The organism is Roseovarius sp. AK1035 (assembly GCF_003288315.1).
Taxonomy (GTDB): domain Bacteria; phylum Pseudomonadota; class Alphaproteobacteria; order Rhodobacterales; family Rhodobacteraceae; genus Roseovarius; species Roseovarius mucosus_A.
On sequence record NZ_CP030099.1, the window covers coordinates 1,896,553 to 1,921,272 of the forward strand.

At 55.2% G+C, this 24,720-nt stretch carries 19 protein-coding genes, 2 pseudogenes and 1 other annotated feature; of the genes and pseudogenes, 11 read left to right on the forward strand and 10 right to left on the reverse strand.

Translation table 11 applies throughout. From position 1 onward, the window contains the following. The first annotated feature begins 238 nt into the window (after positions 1-238). Positions 239-1,321: a hypothetical protein gene (locus RAK1035_RS08960; protein WP_008281762.1), complete on the forward strand. Its 1,083-nt coding sequence runs from the start codon at positions 239-241 to the stop codon at positions 1,319-1,321. 19 nt (positions 1,322-1,340) lie between these two features. Here RAK1035_RS08960 and RAK1035_RS20375 read toward each other — a convergent pair whose 3' ends face one another. Then, positions 1,341-1,499: a hypothetical protein gene (locus tag RAK1035_RS20375; RefSeq protein WP_008281763.1), complete on the reverse strand. Its 159-nt coding sequence runs from the start codon at positions 1,497-1,499 to the stop codon at positions 1,341-1,343. Between the two features lie 352 nt (positions 1,500-1,851). Here RAK1035_RS20375 and RAK1035_RS08965 point away from each other — a divergent pair. The 4 genes and pseudogenes from RAK1035_RS08965 to RAK1035_RS08980 all read left to right on the forward strand — a co-directional run bounded on the left by RAK1035_RS08965 (position 1,852) and on the right by RAK1035_RS08980 (position 6,375). Next, positions 1,852-3,238 (forward strand): annotated as a pseudogene (locus RAK1035_RS08965) (IS1182 family transposase). 425 nt (positions 3,239-3,663) lie between these two features. After that, positions 3,664-3,966, forward strand: coding sequence for a hypothetical protein (locus tag RAK1035_RS08970; RefSeq protein ID WP_112303075.1), 303 nt, complete (start codon positions 3,664-3,666; stop codon positions 3,964-3,966). Positions 3,967-3,977: 11 nt separating this feature from the next. Continuing rightward, positions 3,978-5,321 carry a hypothetical protein gene (locus RAK1035_RS08975; protein WP_008281768.1) on the forward strand — a complete coding sequence of 448 codons (1,344 nt, stop codon included), beginning with the start codon at positions 3,978-3,980 and terminating at the stop codon, positions 5,319-5,321. A gap of 10 nt (positions 5,322-5,331) precedes the next feature. After that, on the forward strand, positions 5,332-6,375 hold the full coding sequence (locus RAK1035_RS08980) for a PD-(D/E)XK nuclease family protein (protein WP_157132415.1): 1,044 nt from the start codon (positions 5,332-5,334) through the stop codon (positions 6,373-6,375). A gap of 365 nt (positions 6,376-6,740) precedes the next feature. Here RAK1035_RS08980 and RAK1035_RS08985 read toward each other — a convergent pair whose 3' ends face one another. The 9 genes and pseudogenes from RAK1035_RS08985 to RAK1035_RS09025 form a co-directional block, all read right to left on the reverse strand. Continuing rightward, positions 6,741-8,492, reverse strand: coding sequence for a hypothetical protein (locus RAK1035_RS08985; RefSeq protein ID WP_232279221.1), 1,752 nt, complete (start codon positions 8,490-8,492; stop codon positions 6,741-6,743). Beyond that, entirely contained in the window at positions 8,489-8,770 is a 282-nt protein-coding gene (locus RAK1035_RS08990) for a hypothetical protein (RefSeq protein WP_050775772.1), read from the reverse strand. Before RAK1035_RS08990 ends, RAK1035_RS08985 begins: the two co-directional genes overlap by 4 nt. A gap of 135 nt (positions 8,771-8,905) precedes the next feature. Beyond that, positions 8,906-9,424 carry an exonuclease domain-containing protein gene (locus RAK1035_RS08995; protein WP_008281773.1) on the reverse strand — a complete coding sequence of 173 codons (519 nt, stop codon included), beginning with the start codon at positions 9,422-9,424 and terminating at the stop codon, positions 8,906-8,908. 90 nt (positions 9,425-9,514) lie between these two features. Further along, a pseudogene (locus RAK1035_RS09000) lies at positions 9,515-10,749 on the reverse strand (IS3 family transposase). Continuing rightward, positions 10,346-10,462: a sequence feature (AL1L pseudoknot), on the reverse strand. Its footprint overlaps the pseudogene before it by 117 nt. A gap of 123 nt (positions 10,750-10,872) precedes the next feature. Further along, positions 10,873-12,537, reverse strand: coding sequence for a DEAD/DEAH box helicase (locus RAK1035_RS09005; protein WP_037298080.1), 1,665 nt, complete (start codon positions 12,535-12,537; stop codon positions 10,873-10,875). After that, positions 12,524-12,733: an HNH endonuclease gene (locus RAK1035_RS20690; protein WP_083803333.1), complete on the reverse strand. Its 210-nt coding sequence runs from the start codon at positions 12,731-12,733 to the stop codon at positions 12,524-12,526. The genes RAK1035_RS09005 and RAK1035_RS20690 overlap by 14 nt, the downstream gene beginning before the upstream one ends. Further along, positions 12,730-12,996, reverse strand: a complete 267-nt coding sequence (locus RAK1035_RS09015; protein ID WP_008281779.1) for a hypothetical protein — start codon at positions 12,994-12,996, stop codon at positions 12,730-12,732. The genes RAK1035_RS20690 and RAK1035_RS09015 overlap by 4 nt, the downstream gene beginning before the upstream one ends. After that, complete coding sequence (locus tag RAK1035_RS09020; protein ID WP_008281780.1) at positions 12,989-13,345, reverse strand: hypothetical protein; 357 nt, start codon at positions 13,343-13,345, stop codon at positions 12,989-12,991. Before RAK1035_RS09020 ends, RAK1035_RS09015 begins: the two co-directional genes overlap by 8 nt. Positions 13,346-13,383: 38 nt before the next feature. After that, positions 13,384-13,884 carry a hypothetical protein gene (locus RAK1035_RS09025; RefSeq protein WP_037298083.1) on the reverse strand — a complete coding sequence of 167 codons (501 nt, stop codon included), beginning with the start codon at positions 13,882-13,884 and terminating at the stop codon, positions 13,384-13,386. A gap of 30 nt (positions 13,885-13,914) precedes the next feature. Between RAK1035_RS09025 and RAK1035_RS09030 the strand changes: the two genes are divergently transcribed. The 6 genes from RAK1035_RS09030 to RAK1035_RS09055 all read left to right on the forward strand — a co-directional run bounded on the left by RAK1035_RS09030 (position 13,915) and on the right by RAK1035_RS09055 (position 24,438). Then, positions 13,915-15,399: a sigma 54-interacting transcriptional regulator gene (locus tag RAK1035_RS09030; RefSeq protein WP_008281782.1), complete on the forward strand. Its 1,485-nt coding sequence runs from the start codon at positions 13,915-13,917 to the stop codon at positions 15,397-15,399. A 78-nt stretch (positions 15,400-15,477) separates the two neighbouring features. Further along, a complete protein-coding gene (locus RAK1035_RS09035) occupies positions 15,478-18,906 on the forward strand; it encodes a DEAD/DEAH box helicase family protein (RefSeq protein ID WP_008281783.1) in 3,429 nt (1,142 codons plus the stop codon). Further along, positions 18,903-20,435 (forward strand): type I restriction-modification system subunit M, encoded by a 1,533-nt coding sequence (locus RAK1035_RS09040; RefSeq protein WP_008281784.1) that lies wholly within the window; start codon positions 18,903-18,905, stop codon positions 20,433-20,435. The genes RAK1035_RS09035 and RAK1035_RS09040 overlap by 4 nt, the downstream gene beginning before the upstream one ends. After that, the gene (locus tag RAK1035_RS09045; protein WP_008281785.1) at positions 20,432-21,616 is read left to right on the forward strand and encodes a restriction endonuclease subunit S; all 1,185 of its coding nucleotides are present in this window, start codon (positions 20,432-20,434) and stop codon (positions 21,614-21,616) included. The genes RAK1035_RS09040 and RAK1035_RS09045 overlap by 4 nt, the downstream gene beginning before the upstream one ends. Before the next feature lie 9 nt (positions 21,617-21,625). Beyond that, positions 21,626-23,512 carry a DUF3696 domain-containing protein gene (locus RAK1035_RS09050; protein ID WP_008281786.1) on the forward strand — a complete coding sequence of 629 codons (1,887 nt, stop codon included), beginning with the start codon at positions 21,626-21,628 and terminating at the stop codon, positions 23,510-23,512. Next, the gene (locus RAK1035_RS09055; RefSeq protein WP_008281787.1) at positions 23,512-24,438 is read left to right on the forward strand and encodes a hypothetical protein; all 927 of its coding nucleotides are present in this window, start codon (positions 23,512-23,514) and stop codon (positions 24,436-24,438) included. The genes RAK1035_RS09050 and RAK1035_RS09055 overlap by 1 nt, the downstream gene beginning before the upstream one ends. Positions 24,439-24,720 lie beyond the last annotated feature (282 nt).

Below are 24,720 nucleotides of genomic sequence, written 5' to 3' on the forward strand. Positions count from 1 at the left end.
AAGCTCTTGATTGTCACTGACAACTGATTTGGCGGGTACTCGCGCCCTGTACACGGTATCAAATGAGCCTGCCTTGATTCGAAGCGCTTGTAAAAGCGCTGATCAGGTGAATTCCACTTGTGGGGATGTCGATCGTGAACTTATTCGTTGCTGCAGGCGCGCTGACCGTATGCCAAAGATTGCATTTAGCCGCCGGGTCCGTTTTTGTTGCGCAAGAATTATTACTGTTTGAGGTCTCATGCTGCTTCCCGACTTAGAAACCGTCCCGAAATGGGTCGGTCATCGTTCTCTCGGCGCATTGCTGATAGACAAGGAATTACACGACCGAGAAGCGCACGCCACAGAGCATAAGATCCTGAATGATTTGCAATCTGGTAAGCGTGTTTCGATCCAACGGGTCGAAACATTGTTTAGTGCAATAATTGGGAAATGGTGCCAAAACGACGACTTACATCGAAGCAGACTTCATAAAACACATCGAAGATTGCAGAAGGGTGAGAAACATTACGTTCAGGTTGATTTTAACCGGGAAGGCGCGCAGCTGCTTTGGAGCTATTTGGCGAAGTACCTTCCCAAGACGCACGCAAAAACCCGAAAGCTTCTTGATGAGCTGATCCTGATATCCACGGAACTGCACAGAGACTATCGGGGAAATGGAAGCCAAACCGTCGCCCCGACGTTGAGCAGGTTTGGCGAGAGTCCTTTGGCTGGGGTTGCTCAAAGCCAGTTCCTCGCCGAGATGACTATGCTGATGAAAGAAGGGAACGAGGAGGTCGCGCGGGTCGAGCTGTCCGCATTCGGAGCATTGTTGCTGTCTGCCGAATACTTTCATGATAGCGAAACTTCTGTCGAAGCGTTTTGCGACAGCTTGACGAAGCTGTTTGTCGCTCATCAAGGTCGCGTCAATCCCCTCCGATCTTTTTCCAATTGGCTTGAGCGGCTCGAGGCTCGGACTGGATACGCCAAGGACCAGTTGCTCTTGGATGGCTTCGTGCATCCAGTTTGCAAAACCGAGACACTTTTAGAACGGGACCCAAGAAACCTAATTCGCAATGCGCGCAGGTATCGCAACGGTGATCTAGTTCCTACGTTTCACAAGACACAAGAATGCCTGCGCTCCCTCCGACCTGAGCTAGAAGAAGGTCAACTGGACAAGTGGAAGGCCGAGCTTGATTCCCGTGAGTTCGGATTGATGTTCGTACTTTTGGTGGCTAATTCAGCGCGGTCGATCAAGAAGTTCGGTGGGGTGCCCGAGAGGCCGTGCCAAGCCGTTTACGACCTTTTTGCAAAAGGGGGTGGCACCTGCCACCCCCACGGGTAATGGCTTAAGCGCAAGCCGATCAATGCGTTGATGTCAGCGGCGTGTAGTCGTGGGAATCACCATCTTCGAGACGGTCTTCCCAGTCGTCAGGGCGTCCGTCATACTCTCGGCTGTCCCAGTAGGCATCGTTGTTGGGATTCATCTGGTTTGCGCGATTGTCATCATCATGTTTTGCCATCGGTCAGCTTCCTTTCATTTACTGGTGCCAATGCCTTTCAGACTAACCTCGACTTCCGTGAGCCACAGGTGACAAAGACGGGAAACTCGGTGTTCTGGATGCAATTGGGTTGTACCTGACAAGGCAAGTTGAACCACCGCGTCCGTTGCCTGGCTGAAGAACTTGAAGACGCTTTGGCTGTAACGAAAGCCTTGGCGATGTGCTTTGCCTCGGTTTGCGAGCATAGCGAACAGAAGCTTCCCGCCCTGGCTGTCGGAAAGCCAAAACCGGCTGATGCTGTTGAAAAACTCTGCGCTTGATCGGGGCAAGGGCTTCTGATTCCATTGGATTATTGGGATTTGGAGGGTTCGCGATGCTGGGGACGCAGAAGGTTCATGCCCGGTTGTTCTATGAGTTCAATCTCGAGACGCATATCCCTGCCGATCATCTCCTGCGGGGCATAAACCGCTTTCTGGATCTGGATGGTCTGCACGAAGAGATGCGCAGCTTCTACAGCCACACCGGTCGGCCCTCGATTGATCCTAAGCTCATGATCCGGATGCTGGTCGTTGGCTATGTCATGGGGCTACGGTCTGAGCGTCGCCTGTGCCAGGAGGTGCATCTCAACCTAGCCTACCGCTGGTTCTGCCGTCTGGGGCTCGAGGACAAGGTGCCGGATCATCGAGCTTTTCGAAGCCCCGGCACGGCAAGTTTCGCGACAGCGATGTCTTTCGCCTCGTCTTCGAGCGCGTGGTGGCCCAGTGCATCGCCCGTGGTCTGGTCGGCGGCAAGGGCTTTGCGGTCGATGCGCGCCTGATCAGCGCCGATGTCCAGAAGAAGAGCTCCAGTCGTCAGGATAAATGGGATGCGACCACCATCGATCCAAACGATGCCCCGAGGGCGGTGCGCGAATATCTCGATACGCTCGACGAAGAAGCCTACAGCGCGGCCACGCCCGTAAAGCCCAAGTTTACGGCCCATGCCGATCCTGCCAGCCAGTGGACAGCGGCGCGCAAGGGTCCCGCTTTCTTCGCCTATTCCGATAATTACCTGATCGACACTGATCACGGGATCATCATGGATGTGGAAGCGACCCGATCAGTCAGGCAGGCCGAGGTGGGCGCCAACCTCACGATGCTGGACCGCACGGCAAACACTTCGACTTGCGTCCCTACTGGCTGGTTGCCGACACAGCTTATGGGTCCGAGGAGAGCTTGGTCGAGCTCGTCCTGAAGCGGCAGATTCTGCCCTTCATCCCCGTCATCGACAAAGGGGAGCGCACGGACGGAACCTTGTCGCGTTCCGACTTCAGCTGGGATGACGAGAATGACCGATACATTTGTCCGGAGGGGAAAGATCTGCGGCACGCGCGGCGGAACTATTCCGATCCGGACCGCATCTCGACCGAGATGAAGCCACGCAGGTATCGCGCGACAAAGGCGGACTGTCAGGCTTGCACGTTGAAGGCGCAATGCTGCCCGAACAGCGACACGCGCAGCCTCCAGCGTGGAAAATACGAGGTGGTGCGTGATTTTGCCCGCAGTTGTATGGCCTCCGCATTCAACGAGACCGCCCAGAAACGTCGCAAGGAAGTCGAGATGCTCTTCGCGCATCTGAAACGTATCCTGGGCCTCACCCGACTGCGTTTGAGAGGTACATCAGGGGTGAAAGACGAGTTTACACTCGCCGCCACCGCCCAAAACCTCCGAAAACTGGCCAAGCTTTGCCCGACAACAGCCCCATCGGCGCCGATCGGCTGAGAAAACCGATCTGGCGGCTGCTCAAAGTGGCGAACTTTCAGTAGAAAATGCACGAAGAGCGAAAACCAAGTCGAAGTCGCCATGGAGTTTTTCAACAGCATCAGCCCCAACCCGCAAATTCGATTTCCTCGCTGCGCGCGCTCGCACCGCAATTTCTGTTGCATTTGTATAAGTTGGAGAGCTGTCATGCGTTGAAGAAACTAGCCATTCCTGCGCGGCGCAGCGATGAAGAATGCTCGACTCGCAAGTCGGCCGACAAAACGGACGTCCACTGCCAACATGTAAATGCCCGCCTGTCGCCGTGCTCACCTACTTCCGAATTATAAAGTAAAAATTTCCGAAATTTATGATAGCCTAATTCCTAATTTAGGAATGCACAGCGTTTTTTGAAGTAGCACATTGGATGCATCGAGAAGGAGATGCACATGGATCATATCGACAATATTCACTTTTCAAGCCATGCGACCGCACGGTGCCAGCAACGCGGAATTAAACAGAATGTACTAAAGGTTCTGTTGGATCATCATGATCTGGACCGCGAAGTAGGCGGCAATTGCCGTGTTCTGAGAATGAGCCGGAAGAAAGCCCGGCGGGAAGGCCAGAGATTCGGCCCCCAGATTTCTGCCCAACTTGAGCGTCTCGCGGTGATCTTGAGTGACACCACAGGGCAAGTCGTAACTGTTTTTCACGATACAGGAAAATCCAGCCGTTACCGTGCGGACGCCTGAGGAGAAATAAAATGAATAATGTGTTTGAATTAAAGACCGGACAGCGCCGACCGGCGTCGTCGTATGAAGCGTTCGCAGCAAAGATAAAACGAGCAAAAGCGCTTCGAGCGTCGTTCGATCAGCGTGCGGTTTTTTCCATTGAGGATCAAGAACGGGTAGCTGCTAACCTTCACCGGATCCTCGAACATTTGAATGAGGATCGTGGCTTGCCCAAGCGCCAGATCGCTCAAAAGTCTGGCTTAGGTGGCTCGGGGGATGTGGATTCCACGAAGCGCCTTGACCCCTACACCCTGCCAGAAGGCGCAAGTGAAAGCCGAGTTAGGCGTCTCGCAAAGAAGCCTGGGAAATACTTCGAGATTGCTGAAGCCATCGCACGAATATTGGAGGAGCCGATGGAAGGATATGTCTGTCAGATTTTCGAAGGATGTAGTTTCGGTACTGGCCGGGAGTTTGAGCCGGATTGGGAAGACGAAGGATGGGTCCGTCTTGCCAATCTGCTGCGCCGTATGGCGGCGGCGGTCATCCGAGACGAAGATATGTCAAGGTACTGGCTAGATGTCGTCAAGCTCAATGGTTGCTATGACATCAAGACTGGGCATCTTCATCAATCAAATACCGCCCTGGATTCTGTTGGCTGTGAGACCGGCTTAGCGGGATGGAACTCGGTTCCGGACGAGCTGCCACCAATACCGTCGGTCCTGATCGGGCAGCGACTGATGATGGAACCCCACGAAGATATCCTGGTATTGAAGGGTGGCCGTCAGATTGAAGCCGAGTTCAGCCTCTATCTTGAGGCGCGCTTGGCACTGGCACCTGTGAACCAAGACGGTCTCCCGGGACCAATGATCGAATTCAGGAGCCGACTTGACGCTTTTAGCGAAACGGAAGGCAGGATTGTATTCGACAACATGCATTCCGATGGTTCTGGCGGATCGGACACTATCAGGTCAGCTTTGATCAACGGAGTGGAGGTCGAGATTGCCGAGTTTCCGTTACTTGATGTTCCTGAGGCCGAGTGGCGAGAAGATAGCTTAGAACATGTGTATTTTGCCTGGAGGGAGGTAAGCTCGGCACTTCTTCGTTCGCTGTTTGGCGAAATTGAGCGCCCCTTCGACATTACTTTTCGGGAGAGGGAGGTCTATGTGCAGGAAATGCCGCCAAGTCGATTTCCACACGGGTCGGCAGGATTCTATCTGAATGCATACCTTTTAACCGGAGAACTCGAAAAAGATTTGGCAGCCGCCTGCCGGGATTGTGCAGACAAGGTGGTGCTATTTCGCAACTCACTGGGCCAGCGGATAGATGAAGTCGAGGCGGAAGCTGAAATGCGCTGGACGCGCGGACCGGAAGCGTGAGGGGAAACTGATGGAACAAATGCTTACTCTGACACACGCGACCGAACGGGACATAGACCTGCTCTTGGTAGAGGAATTTTCTGCTTCCGCGACCTTTTCCTCCTGGTTTCTTGAACAACTAGGGCTGAATGTTGAGGGAATGGGCGCGGTATCAGTTTTCCATTCGACGCGGCGGATGCATAACCGGCGGGAGATCGACATCTCTGTCGATATTTCTACAGATGCAGGTCGGGTGCTTCTTTTGGTGGAAAACAAGCTAGATACAAACGAGCAGCCAGACCAGGCCAAATCGTACCGAGACGAGGCGGAACTGCGGACGTCCGAGTATCATTGCGTGTTGACCGTGTTGGTCTGTCCCGAGCATTATATCGCCAGCCACCATCGTTTCGCTAACGCATTCGACAGGGTTGTGACGTATGAATCAGTTTGCCAGCATTTCAGAAACAGAGCCCAGACAGCACCCGGTGAAATTGGTGCGCGTTGCCTTCATCGGGCGAGCTTGATTGAACAGGCTATAGGAAAGAGCCGCCGTGGTTATGTCCAGGTGGTCCATCCGGGCAAGCGGGCGTTCAGCAATCACTACGTTGCGCTTCTGAAAGAGCTTGGGTCTACGTTGATCCCAGGGCCAAGCATGAAGAAAGATAGCGGTGCAGAAAGCGTCACTATGATATTTGCGCCCAAGACACTGCCAAAATGGCCCTTTCTGCCGCAAATGCGGATTGTGCATCAACTCCGTGAAGCCAATGCCAACATCAATTTTTACACTTGGGGCGATCACTTCCCGGCGTTAGCTCAAGCAATGGCACCTGCTTTGCAAGGCACGGATTTTCGCCTCGTGCCGACCGTAAATAAGCGGCGCGGGGGGCGCGCTGGATTGATGGTCGTGGCCGAGACGCCCAAGGTCTATCAGTTCGCGGATTTTGACCAGCAGCGGGAGGCTATCGTTCAGGGTATCAAAGCCACAGAGAAATTGCGTGACTGGCTTCTGGAGCACCGAGCTGACGTGGAAGTTTGGTCGCGCACTGTAGCTCAGATGAACAATGGCCATAGCTGAAGATGTTTCGAGATATTCCGCTCCATGTAAACTGGATCAAAGGCGAAGGATTTCTGGCCTCGGATGCGCCTGGATCACCGGGTCTTTACGCCCAAATATATTGGCCTGAGCATGCAGCTCGCATTGGCCAAAGCTCGAATATCCGTAATCGACTTCGAGAAGCGACGGCGTGGGCCAATGCAATGCGTCGTGGAACAGCACGCGATAACCAGCTTCGGCGGACGAGTGAGCTATGCGTACGAGTCAAAGCAACTGGCAACCAAGGCTTTGAGTACTTCTTGATTAGTGATTTCGAAGGTTTGGCTGGACAATCAATTCGCTTGGAATGTGAGGCATTTCTTTTTGGGTGGTTCCTGTCTTTCGGACTAGCCGACTGAGTGCGGTCTAGGATTGCCTGAATGAGGGGGGTGATCCGCTCTAATGAGTCCGTCGTGCGCTGTGAGTTCCGGGCTTTGCCAGTCTCGCCAGCATGCTCGAGCGCCGACAGTTTGCGGGTCGGACGCGAACTCCTGCGGCCGTGCCATTAAACGGTCAGTTTCACTGAAGGAATGCTCCGGTACTGAGTTGCCGCGGAGATAGATTTCCTCGCCGTGCCCATCGAGCAGCGGGCTGCGCCCAAGCAGTCGTCCGTCGCTGTCGCGCCGGGCGCGCGAAAGGCAGACCTCGCCGTCGGTTGTCGTCAGAATCGTCTCGAAATCCCGCCGGTCGGCAAGATTCACGGGAAGTGGATCAAGCACATCGGTAGGGATGATGTGCTCAGGGATCAGTCGATCTTCCTCGATACCACGCGGCCAGCGCGAGGAGTTCAGCCCAAGCAAACGAACGAAGCGGCGAGGCGACGCGGCGAGCGCGCTTGCTGGCATCCAGGCCACGGAGACGCAGGCTTCCAGTCCATCATCCTGCTTCAAGGTCTCGATCGTTGCATCAATCGTTGCAGCCGATCCCGCAAGCAGCGACTTGCGCCAGATCGTGAGCGCTCGCCCCTTGAGAAAGGCCTCACCGATCTCCTCCGCAGCATCGGACCCTTTCATAAGCAACTCGACCGCGACGCGGAGTTCCGGCGCGTGATCCGTACCATCAGACTCTTGTTCCTGCATCAGCTTTTTCAGTAGACGATCCCAGGCAACTGGCGTTGAGAGGGGCGCATCTGTCGGCAAGATGCTCAGCCAGCCTTTGGGCAAGGCTTCGAGGAGACCGGAGTCCCAGCAAAGGGTGGCCAGGCGCCGGAGACGTGACTGCGAAAGTCCGCGCGCGACAATGTCGGCAAGTGCCGCAGCCGCCTGACCGTCACGCGTTGTGATAGCCCTGACGCCGTGGACGAAGTGCAGGTCGATATTGGAGTCCGCGCGCAGAGCCAGAAAGTAGTCGTTATAATCAGTGGGCGAAGCGGTGGCGATGGCGATCTCCGATGGCAAGACGCCCGAAGCGAGAAGCGACCGCACCCAACGCATGGCATCGACCGCTTCATGGTAGGCTGTCGCTGCACTCACGGCACTGATGCCTGGCACATTCGCAGGCGCCCGCGAGATGTTGACGCCAGTAGCCTCCAACCACGCAGGAGCGCTCCGCGGTCCTGCCGTCCATTGCACTGGTACGTGTGCCGTCAACGCACCAAGCAGCGGCCGCCAACAGGGCGACAGTTCGGTGAGACCGACGATCTCAATTGGGCCGAGGACGGCGGGCGAATGCTTGATGCGGTCGGTCGCGGCCGCGACAATGTCGGCAGGGCGCATCATTCCCGGCGGAAGCTCGTCGAGGACGGCTTCTTCAAGGCTTGCAATGGCGTCAATGCGCAGATGTTTAGGCGCACGCGCCGCGGGTTCGATGCCCGCGCGCCAAGCCTTTTTGAGCGTGTCGGCAGCGGCATCGATCATGCCCGGGAGGCCCTTTATGCTCTCCAGCTCGCCCATAGCGGTCACAGGCAAAGCAGCCTGGATGGCGGCTCGAAGGCTTTCTTCATCGATGTGTTGGATGAAGCCGCCCGCTAGCCGGACGGCTAATTGCTCAAAAGACATAACCTGAAGACCGTGGCGGCCCGCGCGAGCCGCTGCAAGGTGGGCTTCCCTCATGGCGTGACGGCCGTGGACAACCAGGGTGGAACGGGTTTGTCTTGTCATTTCGATGTCACCTCTTGCCAAAGCCGCTCAGAAAAACGGTTCAGTGCCGTTACTTTGTATTCCGGCACGTTGGCGTCCCGGCCGTAGACCTCTGACCGAAGCCATTCGATCTCAGCCGAGGGATCAGCGGTGATTGTCCACCAGACCTTGCCAAGCGGGAGTTCCGCCGGACGCCAGCGATAGCCGCGTTCTTTCAGTTTCAGCCGTTCATCGTAGGGCGCATCTACTGCCCGAATAAGATATTCATCTTGCAGGGCCGCGTCCCGGACGGCCGACATGACTCGCTGGCCCGATTGAGGCAGTTCCTGAGCCATAAGCGCCAGACACGCTTCGCAATCCGCCAGAGCGCGGTGTCCATCGAAAAACCAGCCGAACTGCATGCCGAGGTAATCAAGCTTGCCAGCAGAAAACCCCTAACGCAGCCAGTCGATACTCGTGAGCGTGCAGCCCCAAGGCTTTTCTGCAAAACAGGGCCAGAGCTTTTCAACCATGACCCGATCAAAGCTGGAATTGTGGGCGATGACCAGATCCGCATCGGCGACCAGCGCCTCCACTATTGCGCCGTTGATTGTCTGTCCTGCAACCGTTTCAGCAGTCAGGCCGGTTACGAGATTGGCTTCTTCGGAAATCGGAACGCCTGGCTCACGAAGACCTTCAAAGCCTCGATCATGGTCGATCTCAAGAATCCGCCCGGTGTTGAGTTCATAGGTGAACGGCAGCATAGCGAGCTGAATGACTTCGTCAGCCTCATGCGACAGCCCAGTAGTCTCGACATCGAGGACCAAGGCATGCTTCACGGTGCCACCATGCGGATTGTTCAGGCGGCGTGGCAGCGCCAGCCGGCGAAGGAGGCGCCAGTCGTCTTCGCACTCATGCGCAGCGGGCTGGACGACGTGCTTTTCGTCGATCGCGAATAGGCTGTAATCGTTCATTGCGCCACCTCGGTTGCGTCGGATGCCGAACATGAAGCCATTGACCGCCTATGAATCGCCCCGGGTTTGCCGGAGACCTATAGCTTCATTTTACGCGACCATATCGAGCACGTCGCGCTGTGCATAGAAGTTCTCTTCGGCCTCGGCTGGCGGGATATTTCCGATGGGGCCAAGCAGGCGGCGGTTGTTGAACCAGTCGACCCATCCGAGCGTGGCCATTTCCAGATCCTGCATGTTGCGCCATGGACCTTAGCGGTGGACCAGCTCGGTTTTGTAGAGACCGTTTATCGTCTCGGCGAGGGCATTATCGTAACTGTCGCCGACGCTGCCGACCGATGGCTCAATACCAGCTTCGGCCAAACGCTCGGTGTATCGAATGGACAGATATTGCCCGCCGCGATCCGAGTGATGAACCAATCCGCTCTTCTGGACGGGCCGTCGATCGTGCAGGGCCTGTTCAAGAGCATTGAGCACAAAGTCTGTCTTGGCAGACCGCGAGACCCGCCATCCGACGATACGGTCAGCGAATGTGTCGATGACGAAGGCCACATAGACAAAGCCCTGCCATGTCGACACGTAGGTAAAGTCGCTGATCCATAGCAGATTTGGGGCTGGTGCCCGGAACACGCGGTTCACCTTGTCACGCGGGCAAGGCGCTGACGTGTCAGGGACGGTTGTTTTGACCACCTTTCCACGCACAGCGCCGCGGATGCCGATCTGTTTCATCAAGCGTTCCACCGTGCAGCGCGCAAGCTCAAAACCCTCGCGCTTTAGCTGATGCCACGCCTTGCGGACCCCATAGACCTGATAGTTTTCATCCCAGATCCGTTTGACTTCCGGACGCAGCTCCATGTCACGCTGATGCCGGGTCGAAGCTTTGGTCGGGTCCGCTTGGCATGCCAGGTGATGATAATCTGTCGACGGCGCGATCGGCAGGACTCTGCAGATCGACTCGACGCCGTAGACAACGCGCTGATCTTCAATGAAGCCGATCATCGCTTCAGTGGGCGGTCGAGTTCCGCCTGCGCAAAATACGCGCTCGCCTTGCGCAGGATCTCATTCGCCTGACGCAGCTCGCGCACCTCACGTTCCAAGGCCTTGATCCGGTCCCGTTCCTCAATGGTCACACCATCGCGCATGCCGTTGTCTTTCTCGGCCTGCTTGACCCATTCGCGCAGGGTCTGAGGAATACAGCCAATCTTGGGTGCAATGGCCGCAATCGCGCCCGCCTGCGTTTCGTATGAGCCTTGATGCTCAAACACCATCCGGACCGCTCGTGCGCGGACCTCGGGCGAGTAGCGATTTGCCATTTTGCTTTTTGTCATAACCATCATCCTTACTTAAGTTGATGGTCTCCGACAAACTCGGGGCGATTCACCTACCAATCTCCCGGAAGCGCAAAGCTGGGCTCTCCGACCCATCAAAAATGAATTTTGAACAATGGCCCATCACTTGTTCTCCTCGAACATGCGGGCCAGGCGTCCATAACTTTCTTCGGGCAGAAGCTTCAGTATCTTGATCAACTGATCATCCCCGCTGCTCAGAACGCCCTTGCGGAACACATCGCGGATGGCTTCACCTTCCTGAACCTCCTCTTCGTCGAGATCCATCCCACGTATGATGGCTCCAACGCGCAGGGCATCGCTGAGAGAGATCTCGAAATCGTGTCCGAACCCTTCGCCACATGACTGACAGTTCTTAGCGCTGAGCGGATTCAGTGACCCGCAGGCATCACAGGTTTTCATGCGGGGCGGACGGACCGGGAATTCGGCATCACACACATGGCAGGCGGCGGCGTCTTTCGGACATTCTGCCCCGCAGTCCGGGCACACCTTGGTGTCCGGCGTGTCCGAGGGACGCCGCTTTGTTGGCGACATCTCTGCCTCAACCCGTCGGGCATATTCCTCGAAAATACGATGCGTTGGCATGACAACGTAAGCTCGGGAATCGTCCTGCGGTCCGAAGTTCCGAACGACGCGCCCCATGGCCTGACGAAAGGAGAGCTCTGTCTGAGCATTGGGAAGATAGGCCATGATGCGCAGCCGCTGAATATCGACCCCTTCGGAGACCATGGCGACCGACACCAGCCAGCGTTTCTTACTGTTGCGAAACGCCGCGATTTTTCCATCCGGGTTTGCGACTCGGTTGTGAACCACCACAGGCTTTTCACCATCAAGCAGCTCGAGAAGCTCGGCCATATACTCCGCAACCGGAATATTTGGGGCAATAACAAGGCCGCCGGCCTCTGGCATCCGAAGCCGGAGATCATTCAGCTTATCGATGCACCACTGTAGCAGGCTCGCTTGGTAAGAAACGGGATCTGCAGCACCCGACGGCAGGTATTTTGGCGTGCATGCAAGCTTGTAGTAATCCAGCGCTTGCTGGAGACCCTTGATGCGCTTCAGGCCGTCGGAGAATTGCGTCTCTTCCGTTCCTGAAACGCTGATGTTTTCGCCGTCATCCAGCTTAACGGAAAACTTACCCTCATGGCGATGGAACGTGATCGGCCGGCAGTACTCAAGATCAACGGCCTCGCCATAAGTGAGCGTGTAGGAACCATCTTCCGGATGATCAATTTGACCCTGATTGTCATAAGCTAACCAAACGGATTCTTTTCCATCCGAGCGAATGGGCGTTCCGGTCAGGATCAGAGCGAATTTCGCATCGGCAAACGCCCCGTTTGCGCCATCACCCCAGGCAGCCTCAACGGCCGCATGGTGATGCTCGTCACAGATAACGAGCGTCCGATCTTTGCGACAAACCGCCTGCAGACCATCCAGCGAGCCCTGAACAGCGGACCATGTCGCACACAGATCAGCGCCATATTCTTCTGGTTCCTCATCGGCACCAGTGATTTTTAGCATCGAGCGCCCAGTTACGAAATTGAATTCATCACCCCACTGATTCACGACTGTTTTTCGCGGGGCGATTACGATGACCCGGTCAATCATATCCGCTTCGAGAAGACGTTGGGCGATTACAGACGCACAGATAGTCTTACCCGCTCCAGGTGCCGCGTTGATAAGGAAATGGCGGTCCTCGCCGGCTTGAAGCCAATCCATAGCTTTGTTGGCGCAGGCAGCCTGCCAGGGTCTCAGGTTAATAGTCGTCATTGCTTGCGCCTTTCTTCAAGTTGCAGGTCGCGCACAGCGCCTGCCCATTTTTCAGAACTGTTGCCCCACCCCTCGAATGCGCATGCACGTGATCTGCATGAAAACTCGCATCAAGCACCTCGCCACATTTCTGGCAGAGGTTGCCCGCAAGCATCCGCAAGACGCGGCGTTGCCGAGGTGTGAAGACACGTCTCATTTCTTGATCCAGTACTCGGTCAGCTGGATTTCCTTGTAGGGAAGCTCCTCTGGAACCTTGCAGACCGCGTATTCGTTGATGCGACGGATGACCTTCGCCATTGGCACTTCTCGTGACTCAATCAAAAAGCGGTCTTTTTTTATCCGGGTAAATTCCGCATTCGGATTTCGCACACCAAAGAGGAGAATGGCCTCCAAAAGTGTGACGGGGTTGCCCTCGAGCATATGCTCCCGCAAGGCGGATGCTGCTTTGTACTCAGCCATAAACTTCCTCCAAAATCATATCTTCCTGACTGCCAAGTAGCAGCTCTTTCAAACCATTTCTTCCACCACGGCCCGCAAGCGGATCTTCCATCAGGCCAGTTTCTGTTTCGAGTATCCGGCCTTGGAATTTATCGAATGCTGTACAGAGATCGTAAGAATAGTATCCCTGATGGCGCCGTTGGTCGGGATGCCCGTCAGTTACGTACTCCCGCTTCGACAACTCGATCAGCTTCTGGGCTGCCCCGAGCAGCTCTTCGGTCGACACAACGCCCTCAGGCAGCTGTTGCGACAGTTCTCCAAAGATCGCCGAAAGAAGGGACACGCCCTGAAGCTTTTGCTTGGTCTTCATATCTCTTCTCCCTTCCTGTCGATCCACGTCAAACCCGCTCAATGGACGGTTGCGCCGAGCGGCACACACGCCGGCCCTTCGCCCTCTTCTTCGGCGCTACCTTCAAAACGCAAGCGCGCTTGCTCAGAGATCGCGCCGAGCAGCACCGGGAAGACCCGCATGGGGTCGCCACTAGCCTGCAGCCCCATGTCGGCTGCCACAGAGGTCAGCGCAAAGGCGATCATCGAGGGGCCTATACCCTCGTCGAGAAGCGCCTTTGTGAGCGCACTCACTTTGGCGGTGACCCCCTCCAGTTCGTCTTTTTCTCGCTGTGCCATCTTCTGACATCCCCAAAGTTTGCGGCCATCGCCGCTGCTGACCTTGAGATAAGAAAGCTTGCGCATCATTACAAGATATTTTTTGTGATTTGCCACAAATTTTTTTATGCATTCGAGCAGAACACCGCGCGGAGATGGCCATAAATAGTTGTTTTTGTGTATTTTGATGCCCATCATGGCCCACACTTCCCCACAAAAAGAAAAGCACAAAAGGTCTTGCATGAACGTAAGATTCCTTCTATTTGGATCTTCATGAAGATTCTTATGGCATGGATAGGCACGCAGGACCTCGACGCCCCGACCCACACTGAGAGGCAAACGGGCCCGATCTGCAGTGCAGTAGAAGCGCGGCGCTTTGATCGCTTGGTTCTTATTGCGAACCAGGACAGCGCGAAGGTTGCGGCTTACACAGGCTGGCTGCGCCAGCGGGCGTCGGCGGAAATCATTGTCGAGAGCGTCCAGCTAAAAGACCCAACGGATATCGACGCGATCCACGCGATTGCAGTAGATGTCGTGGAGGGTTGCCGGCGGGCCGCTGCCCCTCACATTCCTGAATTCACTTTTCATTTGAGCCCAGGAACCTGGGCCATGGCGCTTGTTTGGGCCATACTGGGGGCAACACGCTTTCCGGCTGAGCTGCTGCAGTCGTCCAGGGAAGGCGGCGTCCAAACGATAGAGATTCCGTTTGATGTCTCTGCCGAACTCCTTCCAAAGATAATGGAGTCGGCGGATGCCAAACTCACAAGGCTCAGCGGCGGTCTGGATGTCAAAACGTTCGGCGATCTGATCTTCAGGAGCCCCGCCATGGAGCGCATGGCAAGCAAAGCGACAAAAGCCGCCATGCGCAACGTGCCCATTCTGATTGAGGGCGAAGCTGGCACAGAGAAAGAAGTTCTCGCGCGTGCCATTCATGGATATGGCCCGCGGCGCGAACAGCCATTCGTTTCGTTGAACTGCGGTGCCCTCAAGCCCGAACAGATCGACGCCCAGATATTTGGCTCAGGCGACCCGGGCTCCAACGGCACCGGCGCGCTCGCCCAGGCGGCAGGTGGCACCCTCTATCTCGATGAGGTCGAACTTCTTCCGCCTCAAGCGCAGGTCCGCTTGCAAGTTCTTCTCGATGAGATGGTCGGCGACGATATCACGACTTCCAATAGTGGAAATGCGGATGTGCGGATCATTGCTGCAACAAGAAAGCAGCTGATCAACGCTGTCACCGCCGGTGACTTTCGCGAGGAACTCTTCTTTGGGCTGGCTGTGCTGGTTCTGAAGATCCCTCCTCTTCGAGAGCGCATGGGAGATCTGGGGCCGCTCATCGAGATGCTTCTCGAACGCATCAATGAGCAAAGCGTAGACGAGCCCGGCTTTGTGACGAAGACGCTTTCTCCTGGGGCAAAAAATGTGCTTCTTCAGCGCCCCTGGCCCGGCAATCTCCGTGAGCTTGAAAACTCACTGCGACGGGCCGCAATTTGGAGCGAGGGCTCCCAGATCACAGAAAACGATGTCTGGGATGCCGTCTTTACCGCACCAAGGCCGGCTGCGCCACAGGACAGCATTCTCGATAAGCCAATCGACGAGGGTGTAAATCTCCAGGAAATCCTGGCTGACGTAGCACGACACTACATTACGCGCGCAATCGCGCAGGCTGAGGGCAATAAGACAAACGCTGCAAAACTGATTGGACTACCGAGTTATCAAACGCTGACAAACTGGATGACGAAATATGGCGTATCATAGGTTTGTAGATACATCGGCTGACCACGGCCGCCTGAGGCTCGCCTCGGCACGACCCTTTCATTCCGTTGGGGGGCGAACATGAAATCGCGCAACTTCGAATTCCTCCGCCCGGAGTGGCAGGAGTTGGCGGAACTCGGCGCACTCGCCGAGGCTTACGCCTATGCTGACCCCGCAAGTGCGCTGGTAAAGCTCAGGCTCTTTGCAGAAAACCTCACCAAAGACATTTATCGCGACCTGCGCCTTCCCAAGCCGGATCAGGCAACGTTCATAGACCTGCTTCGCAACGAGTCTTTTTCAGCGATCGTGCCGAAGGTGGTACTCGATAAGCTGCATGCGCTTCGCATTCACGGAAACAAGGCGGCGCATGGTGACCCAGCAAGTACAAAGAACGCTCTTTGGCTGATCAAAGAAGCATTCGATCTCTCTCGCTGGATATTCGTTCAGGCACGCAAGGGCATGTCGGATGAGCTGCCCAAATTTTCTGAGATCCTGCAGTCGGCCGGAGACGACACGAAAGGCAAGCTGAAGCGCGAAAAGCGCGAGCTGCTCGAAAAACTGGCGGGCCAGGAAGCTCAAATGGAGAAGCTTCTTCAGGAGCTTGAGGAAGCCCGTCAAACGGCTACGGCCGCTGAGAAGGAAGCTTCCGAGATCGCGGCCCTGGCGTCGTCCGCTGCGGAAACGGCGAACCTGCTGAAGTTTGACGAAGCGACCACGCGGGCCCGCATTATCGATAGCCTGATCGCGTCAGCCGGCTGGAATGTCGCCAATGGAGAGGTCAGCACAAGCGAAGTCGGCAAAGAGGTCCAGATTCCGTCCCAACCGACGGCGACCGGCATAGGATATGCCGACTATGTACTTTGGGATGATGATGGCAGCCCACTGGCGGTTGTTGAAGCGAAGAAGACATCGGTTGATCCTGAAACGGGACGGCAGCAGGCAAAATTGTATGCAGATGGCCTGGAGAAGGTTCATGGACAACGTCCTGTGATCTTTTATACGAATGGTTACGACATCTGGATGTGGGACGACGCCGGAGGCTACCCACCCAGGAAAACCTATGGATACTATTCCAAGGACAGTCTTCAGTATCTCGTGAAATTCCAGCGCAAGAGCCGGAAGGCACTCAATACGATCGAGCCGCGCTCAGACATCGTCAATCGCCTCTACCAGATTGAAGCAATCAAGCGCGTTTCAGAGCGGTTCACCGGGAACCACCGCAAATCGCTTGTCGTGCAGGCTACTGGCACCGGGAAAACGCGTGTTGCCATCGCCCTGACCGAACTCCTGATTCGGGCGGGATGGGTTAAACGCGTACTTTTCCTATGCGACCGCCGAGAGCTCAGGAAGCAAGCAAAGAACGCTTTCGGGGATTTCCTTGCCTCTGAGCCAATCAGGGTTGTCAGTGGGCGTATCGACAGCACAGCAAAGGAACGTATCTTCATCGGAACCTACCCGGCGATGAAGAAGGTGTTTCAGTCGTTTGATGTGGGATACTTCGATCTCATCATTGCCGATGAATCTCATCGAAGCATTTACAACGTCTACGGCGACATCTTCACTTACTTCGACAGTCTTCAGATCGGCCTGACTGCAACCCCTGTTGATTTCGTAACGCGGAGCACCTTCGATCTGTTCCAATGCGAAGGGCAGCTCCCGACCGCAAACTACGATCTTGAAGAAGCTGTGCGCGATGGGTTTCTGACGCCCTTTGAAGTGTTCGAGCACACGACCCAGTTCATGCGCGAAGGAATCACGCTCGACACGCTGACGGCCGAGCAGATCAAGGAGCTCGAAGATCAGGGTGAAGATCCGTCCCAGTATGATTTCGCTGCCGCCCAGATCGACAACGTCATTTACAATAAGGACACCAACCGAGCGATCCTGCGGAACCTTATGGAAAACGGGTTGAGGGATGCGACGGGACAGACCCCAGGGAAGAGCATCATCTTCGCCCGCAATCATCAGCACGCGGTCCTTCTCCGTCAGCTCTTCGACGAGATGTACCCGCAATATGGCGGCCGCTTCTGCCAGGTCATCGACAACTATGATCCCCGTGCCGAGCAGTTGATCGATGACTTCAAGGGCAACGATGACGGTAAGAACGACGAGCTCACGATCGCGATCTCCGTCGACATGCTCGATACAGGGATCGATATCCCCGAGATTCTCAATCTTGTGTTTGCAAAACCCGTCAAGTCGCCAGTCAAATTCTGGCAGATGATCGGGCGCGGCACGCGGCTCTGCGAAGACCTGTTTGGGCCCGGGGAACACAAGAGCGTGTTCCGGATCTTTGACCATTGGGGGAACTTCGAACGCTTTGAGACGGGCTATCGTCCAGCAGAACCAACTCAGTCAAAGTCGCTATTGCAGCTCGTCTTTGAAGAACGGATCAACCTTGCTAAACTGGCGCTTCAGAAAAGCGAAATTGCCGCCTTCGAAGCGATCATTGAATTGATCGGCAAGGACATCAACGACCTGCCGGAAGAGTCTGTCGCTGTCCGCGAGAAGTGGCGCGAGAAGCGATCACTGGGGGCACCAGAAACGCTGAAGGCCTTTGCGCCGGCGTCGGTCGTTGCCCTGCGTCAGGTGATCGCGCCGCTCATGCAGTGGCGAAACATCCGTGGGCACGGCGACGCCTATGCGCTCGACCTCCTCATCGCCCGAATCCAAATTGCCGTTCTGCGCCAATCAAACACGGTCGGCGATCTGAAGATCGACATGCTTGAACGCCTCGGTGCGCTTCAGATGCATCTGAACCCCGTCCGGGAGAAGGCCGACGTCATCAAGACAGTCAAATCGGATGCCTTCTGGGACGATCTCACCGTCGAGAAACTCGAGGAGGTCAGAACGCCTCTTCGCGAAATCATGCGGTATCGGGAACGCACGACGGGCCCCGCAGTGCCGCCAAAGATCATCGATGTCACTGAAACCAAGTCCGAGGTCCAATCGGCCCGCCGCAAGGTCAGTCTCGACGCGGTGAACATGAAGGCCTACCGTAACGTCGTTGAAGAAGAGTTACGCAAGCATTTCGATGAGAACCCAACGCTTCAGAGGATCAGCCGGGGCGAGCCGGTAGCTCAGGCTGATATCGAGAAGCTTGTCTCGCTGATCCTGGCCCAGACCCCTGGCGTCAATCGGGAAATTCTGGAGGAGTTCTTCTCTGAGACGGCAGCTCCGCTGGATTTCGTGATCCGTTCGATCATCGGTCTTGATCCCGAAACCGTCGAAGCCAAGTTCGCGGATTTCGCACGAACGCACCCGAGCCTCAAAGCCAAGCAAACGCGGTTCCTCGGCCTCCTGAAAAACCACATCGCACGCTATGGGTCCATTACCCGTGCGAAGCTTTATGAAGACCCCTTCACGGTTGTCGATGCCGACGGGCCGGACGGTGTTTTTGCAAATGAAAAAGACGTCGATGAACTCATGGAGATTGTCGACCAGTTTGCGCCGCCAGCGACAGCGAGCGGCGACCAACAAGAAGCCTCTGAAAGGACGAAAGACCAATGATTACAGGTGCCCTCAAACGCGACATTGACGCGCTCTGGACGGAATTCTGGCAGGGCGGGATCACGAACCCGCTGACGGTGATTGAGCAGATCACGTTTCTGATGTTCGCACGGCTTCTCGATATAAACGAGACTCGTGATGAAAACCGACTGAAGCGAGCAGGTAAACGGGACAATCCTCCACGTTTCAAAGAGGACGAACAGCATCTGCGCTGGTCTCACTTCCGGCACCTCGGCGCTGATGAAATGCTTCCGTTGATACGTGACGAGGTCTTCCCGCACTTCAGAAAGTCCTCCACCAGTGGCTCGGCTTTTGCGGAGTTCATGAAAGACGCCCAGCTGATGATCCAGAAGCCAAGCCTTCTGGTGAAAGCGGTCAATATGATCGACAAGCTGCCGCTGACCGAGGGCGACACCAAGGGCGACCTCTACGAATACCTGCTCAGCAAACTGACCACTGCTGGCATCAACGGGCAGTTCCGCACGCCGCGCCATATCATCAAGCTGATGATCGAACTGCTCGCCCCACAGCCGAACGAGATTATCGGTGACCCTTCGGCCGGCACGGGCGGCTTTCTCGTCGAGACAATGCAATACCTGATGAAAGAGCACACGTCAGAGGAAGGCATCGACGAGGTCACAGACCCTGAAACCGGTAAAACCGAAAAGATTTACACGGGCGATCTGTTGGAAGATCACCGCGAGCACATCCGCAGCAAAATGTTCCACGGGTTTGATTTTGACGCGACCATGCTGCGGATCGCGGCAATGAACCTGATGCTGCACGGCGTGGATGACCCAGACATCCACTACCAGGACACGCTTAGCACCAGCTTCAGCGACAAGTATCCTCAATCCGCAAGCGATGGCTTCGATGTCATTCTGGCCAATCCCCCGTTCAAGGGTACCCTCGATTTCGAGGATGTGCATCCGGGGCTGCTCAGAAAAGTAAAGACCAAAAAGACAGAGCTTCTCTTCCTCGTCCTCATCTTACGGATGCTCAAAGACAACTCCGGACGGTCAGCCACCATTGTGCCGGATGGGGTTCTGTTCGGCTCATCGACAGCGCATGTTGCCCTGCGCCGCATGCTGATCGACGACAATCAACTGGAGGCCGTAATCTCGCTGCCCAGTGGGGTATTCAAGCCTTATGCCGGTGTCTCGACAGGGATCCTCGTGTTCCGCAAAGGCGGTCGAACGGATGATGTCTTCTTTTTTGAGGTGGAGCATGATGGCTTCACACTCGACGACAAAAGAGACCCGACCCCTGACAAAGATGATCTGCCGGGCTGTGTAGAGGCCTGGAAGAACCGCGACGCGCAGCGACTCACGGATCGCACACAAAAGGCCTTCTTTGTGCCTGCTGAGGAAATCCGACAGTCGAACTACGACCTGTCACTGAGCAAATACAAAGAACGGCTCTACAAAGAAGAGGCTTACGATCCGCCTGCCGAGATCCTGGCACGAATGAAAAGCTTGAACGATGATATCGCGCGCGATCTCGCTGAGCTTGAAGGAATGCTCGGATGACCGCGACGATACCACTAGGCGAGCTCGTATCTATTCGCGGGGGCGGCACACCCAGCCGCGGGAAGAAAGAGTTCTGGGGTGGCCCAATTCCATGGGCGACCGTCAAAGACTTCAAGACAACTTCGCTCGATTCAACACTGGAATCCATCACTGAAGATGGCGTCAGGAAGTCCGCGACGAACATTGTTCCTGCAGGTTCGATTGTCGTGCCTACGCGCATGGCGGTTGGCAAAGCTGCGATCAACACGATCGACGTGGCCATCAATCAGGACCTTAAGGCACTGTTGCCGAAGGGAGAGATTGATACTCGGTTTCTTTTGCATTTCTTGCTGTCCAAAAGCAATTTCCTTGAGAGCCAGGCACAGGGCGCCACTGTGAAGGGGATCAAACTTGACCTGCTCAAGTCTCTGCCTTTTCCGGACTTGTCTCTGAATGAACAACGCCGGATCGCGGCGATTCTCGACAAGGCCGACGCCATCCGCCGCAAACGCGAGCAGGCCCTCAACCTGGCGGATGAATTTCTGATGTCTGTGTTCCTTGAGATGTTTGGGGATCCGATCGAAAACCCCCACAATTTTCCAAAAGAAAAGGTCAAGCTGCACCTAAGCAAGTCTCGCGCTGGAACGCAGTCTGGCCCTTTTGGTGCAGCTTTGAAAAAGCACGAGTATGTTCCTGAAGGCATACCTGTATGGGGAGTTGAAAACGTTCAATACAACCGTTTCATCGACAAGCCTCGGCTCTTTATCACGGAAGATAAGTTCAACGACCTGCTGCGCTACAGCGTGCAACACGGCGACATTTTGATTTCGCGCGCTGGCACAGTCGGACGGATGTGCATCGCGTCGACGTCGGAAGAGCGGTCGATCATTAGTACAAACCTCATTCGAGTTGCCCTTGACCCAGCATCCCTGACTGCTGAGTACTTCGTTTCTCTTTTCAGTTATCTTCCCGGGAGAGTGGGTGCCCTAAAGGCCAATAACAAAGATGACGCGTTCACATTCTTGAACCCAAAGACACTGAAAGAAATAGAAATTCCAATTCCTGATATGACACAGCAAAAGCGGTTCGTGTCAATTTTGCACAGAGTTCAACACTCCATTCGACGGCAAGGTGATCAGTTGGCTGGATTTTCGGATTTGTTTTCATCTCTTTCTCAACGCGCTTTTCGTGGCGAACTCTAGGATTTCAATATGCGTTTAAGCCACATCGAAATCGAAAACTTCAAAGGGATCGGCACGAAGCAGAGCATCGACCTCGCTCCGATCACGCTCCTCTTCGGCCCCAACAGCGCCGGCAAGAGCACGATCCTGCAGGCGCTGCACTACCTGCGCGAGATCCTCGAACGCAATAACCCCGACCCCGACCAGACCATCGCCGGCGGCCTGACCGACCTTGGCGGCTTCGCCACGCTCGTCCACAACCACGACCTCTCCCGCCCAATCCGCATCAAGGTCCGGATCGACATGACAGAGGATCAGGGTAGCGAGCGGCTTCCTCTTAATTCGGGTGCGAGCCTTCGTGACGATCGCTTCAACGAACTTGGCATTCGCTATTTAGTTGGCGAGAACACCGAATTGCGCGACTACGCGGTTGTCCAGGAGGTTGGCATCGGGATCGAAGTGCGCTGGAGTGATCTGATCAACGCCCCCTATGTGTCCTGTCTTGACGTCGAAATGGACGAGGAGGCCCTGTGCTCAGTGGTGTCGCCGGCGCAAGTCGGTCGGGCGATGGCAACAGATTTCAACTTCGAACACTCTCTCCTTCAGCCGATTAGGTACCCATACGATTATCCGGAAGAAGACGAGACGCTCGGTTTCCTAAATGTTCTGAGCGAGGATGGCGAGGTCCACAAAGAACGGGCACTTTCAACCGACTTGCTGGAAGCCATATGGCACAACTCGCGTGAAATGAGTTCGGTCATGGAGGAAATGAGCGAGCAAGAGCTCGAAGACTCCGCCGACGGCTCTGCGTGGGATACAGATGTCCGAGTTGGCATTGAAACCGAGCTCGGCGCGCTTCCAGAAATCGATAAGCCACTCGCCTCGGACTTCGTGGACCCAGATCGCGATCTTTCGATGCGCGCGTTGATGGCGGGCGAATCCGCCGCCGATAAGATAATGGACAGAACATTTGGCCGTTCCTCGCGCATGACACGTGACGAAAACGACGCGTATGACAATGCTTTGAAACATTACAAACAGCAGCTCGACACAGTCGCTGGCCTTTCCGCCATCATGGACGAGCTGATCCTCGGACCTGTGCGCATAGTTCGGGACTACCTGGCGTCCGTGACCTACATCGGGCCGCTGCGTGAGATCCCGAGCAGGGGCTACCGCCCCCGCCTTTCGCCAGACGAGTCCAGGTGGGCCCAAGGACTTGCCGCTTGGGATTTGCTCTACACGCAGCCTGAGGAAGGGCTTCTGGACAGTGTCAACGAATGGATGTCATCAGAAGAACGACTTCGCACTGGCTATGTTTTGGTTAAATCTAGCTACAAGCAGATATCGACTGCTGAGGGTCTTCATCAGTTATTCAAGCGTGGGATCAACGAAGATGATCTTGGCGACCTGCAGGAGCTCTACGAAGCAATTCCAACCAAGTCTGAAATTGGCCTGATGGATGTGGTGCGAAGTATTCCTGTAGCCCCCAGCGATGTAGGGGTGGGAATCTCTCAGATGGTACCGGTCGTGGTTGCGTGCTTGATGGAACCCGACGGGCTTGTAGCAATTGAACAACCAGAACTCCACATCCATCCGGCCATTCAAGTTGGGCTTGGCGATCTATTTATTTCGGCGACAAGTACATACCAGCCGGCCACGGGCCCCGAGCGTTCACTGCTAGTGGAAACGCATAGCGAGCACATCATGCTGCGTCTTCTAAGAAGAATTAGAGAGCAGAGTGAAAACGAATTGCCACCGGGCATACTGGGGTTAACGCCCAATGATCTCTCAGTCGTCTATGTTGAGGCGACAGAGCAAGGGCCGGTTTTCAAAAAACTTAGGGTCAGCGAGGATGGAGATTTCATCGATAGCTGGCCTAAGGGCTTTTTCGAAGAGCGCGCCGAGGAGCTCTTCTAATGCACTATGAATATGCGGTTGAACCGCAGGCCATTGGCTCGAGCTGGGAGAATTTTAGGTATCTCATTGAAAAATTTGGCTTCGACAAGGGCCGGCTAATCTCACAATTTCCTAAGAGCTGGTTTCGTGAAGTGTACGAAGCAGCGGACACTCTATCTCCAATGCAAAGGAAGAGGGTCGAGGAAGCGCTCAACCATGCAAAGAAAAACAAAGTTGTTCGAAGCGGCCGACCATATGACCCAACAATCGGATCGTGGCTAGAAAACGCTCTTGTCGAACATAAGCGGCAACCTTTCCATGCAATTATCGCCAGCGAAGCTCCGAAAGGTGAAGCTTCAGCTCTATCTATGGATACTCTGGATGAGAGCGCACCACTGATGAAGGTTCCTCATGAAGAGGACATTGTCAGGGATATTGGGTCCATAGCCACCGCGCTGAGAGGATTGCTTCATTTTGGGTCTAGACTGGTTTTCGTTGACGCGTATTTCGATCCCTTCAACACTCGGCAGAAGAAACTATTTCGCGAGCTATTTCGGACTGTAGCTGAGCTTAATCCACGCGCCATTTGTGAGATACATTACCGAAACGATACGAAGAAAGGCCTTTCAAACGATATTCTCAAACGTGAAGCAGCCGTCCTTTCGAAGGATATTATCCCTCCTGGTATAAGGATTACTTTCTTTTGTTGGTGTGAAAAAGATGCCGGCGAAGATTTTCATGCAAGGTACCTGCTTACAGAAAAAGGTGGCATCCGAGTTGATGCAGGTTTTGAACCCATCGGCAGCCATGAAACATCAGATTTTTCGCTTATGGATTACGAACTGGTTCACCGGCGTTTGGCGGCGATTTCGCGAGACAGCGATGTTTACAAGTTGGTTGGCCCTGTGATTTGCATCAGTTCTGATGGATCGGTTGAAACGCTGTAGATATTTTTGGCATCCATAATCTCTGCATCGGCCCGCAGATCACAGGCAATGTTATACTTCCAACAAACCCGCACCGTCCCAACCCACGAGCGGTGCCAACGTCATGTCGGGTACCCTCAGCCGTGCAGCTTCCAACTTGGGAGATTTCCCAACGCGGGTCGTGGTAGCGCCAGTTCGCAACGTGCCGCCGCGACCCGCATCAGAAAACCTTCGCCACAGCAGCCATTGGCTAAATGCGCAGCGAACTTCCGCCCTCCGCCCATTTGTTGGGCCTCGCGCCAC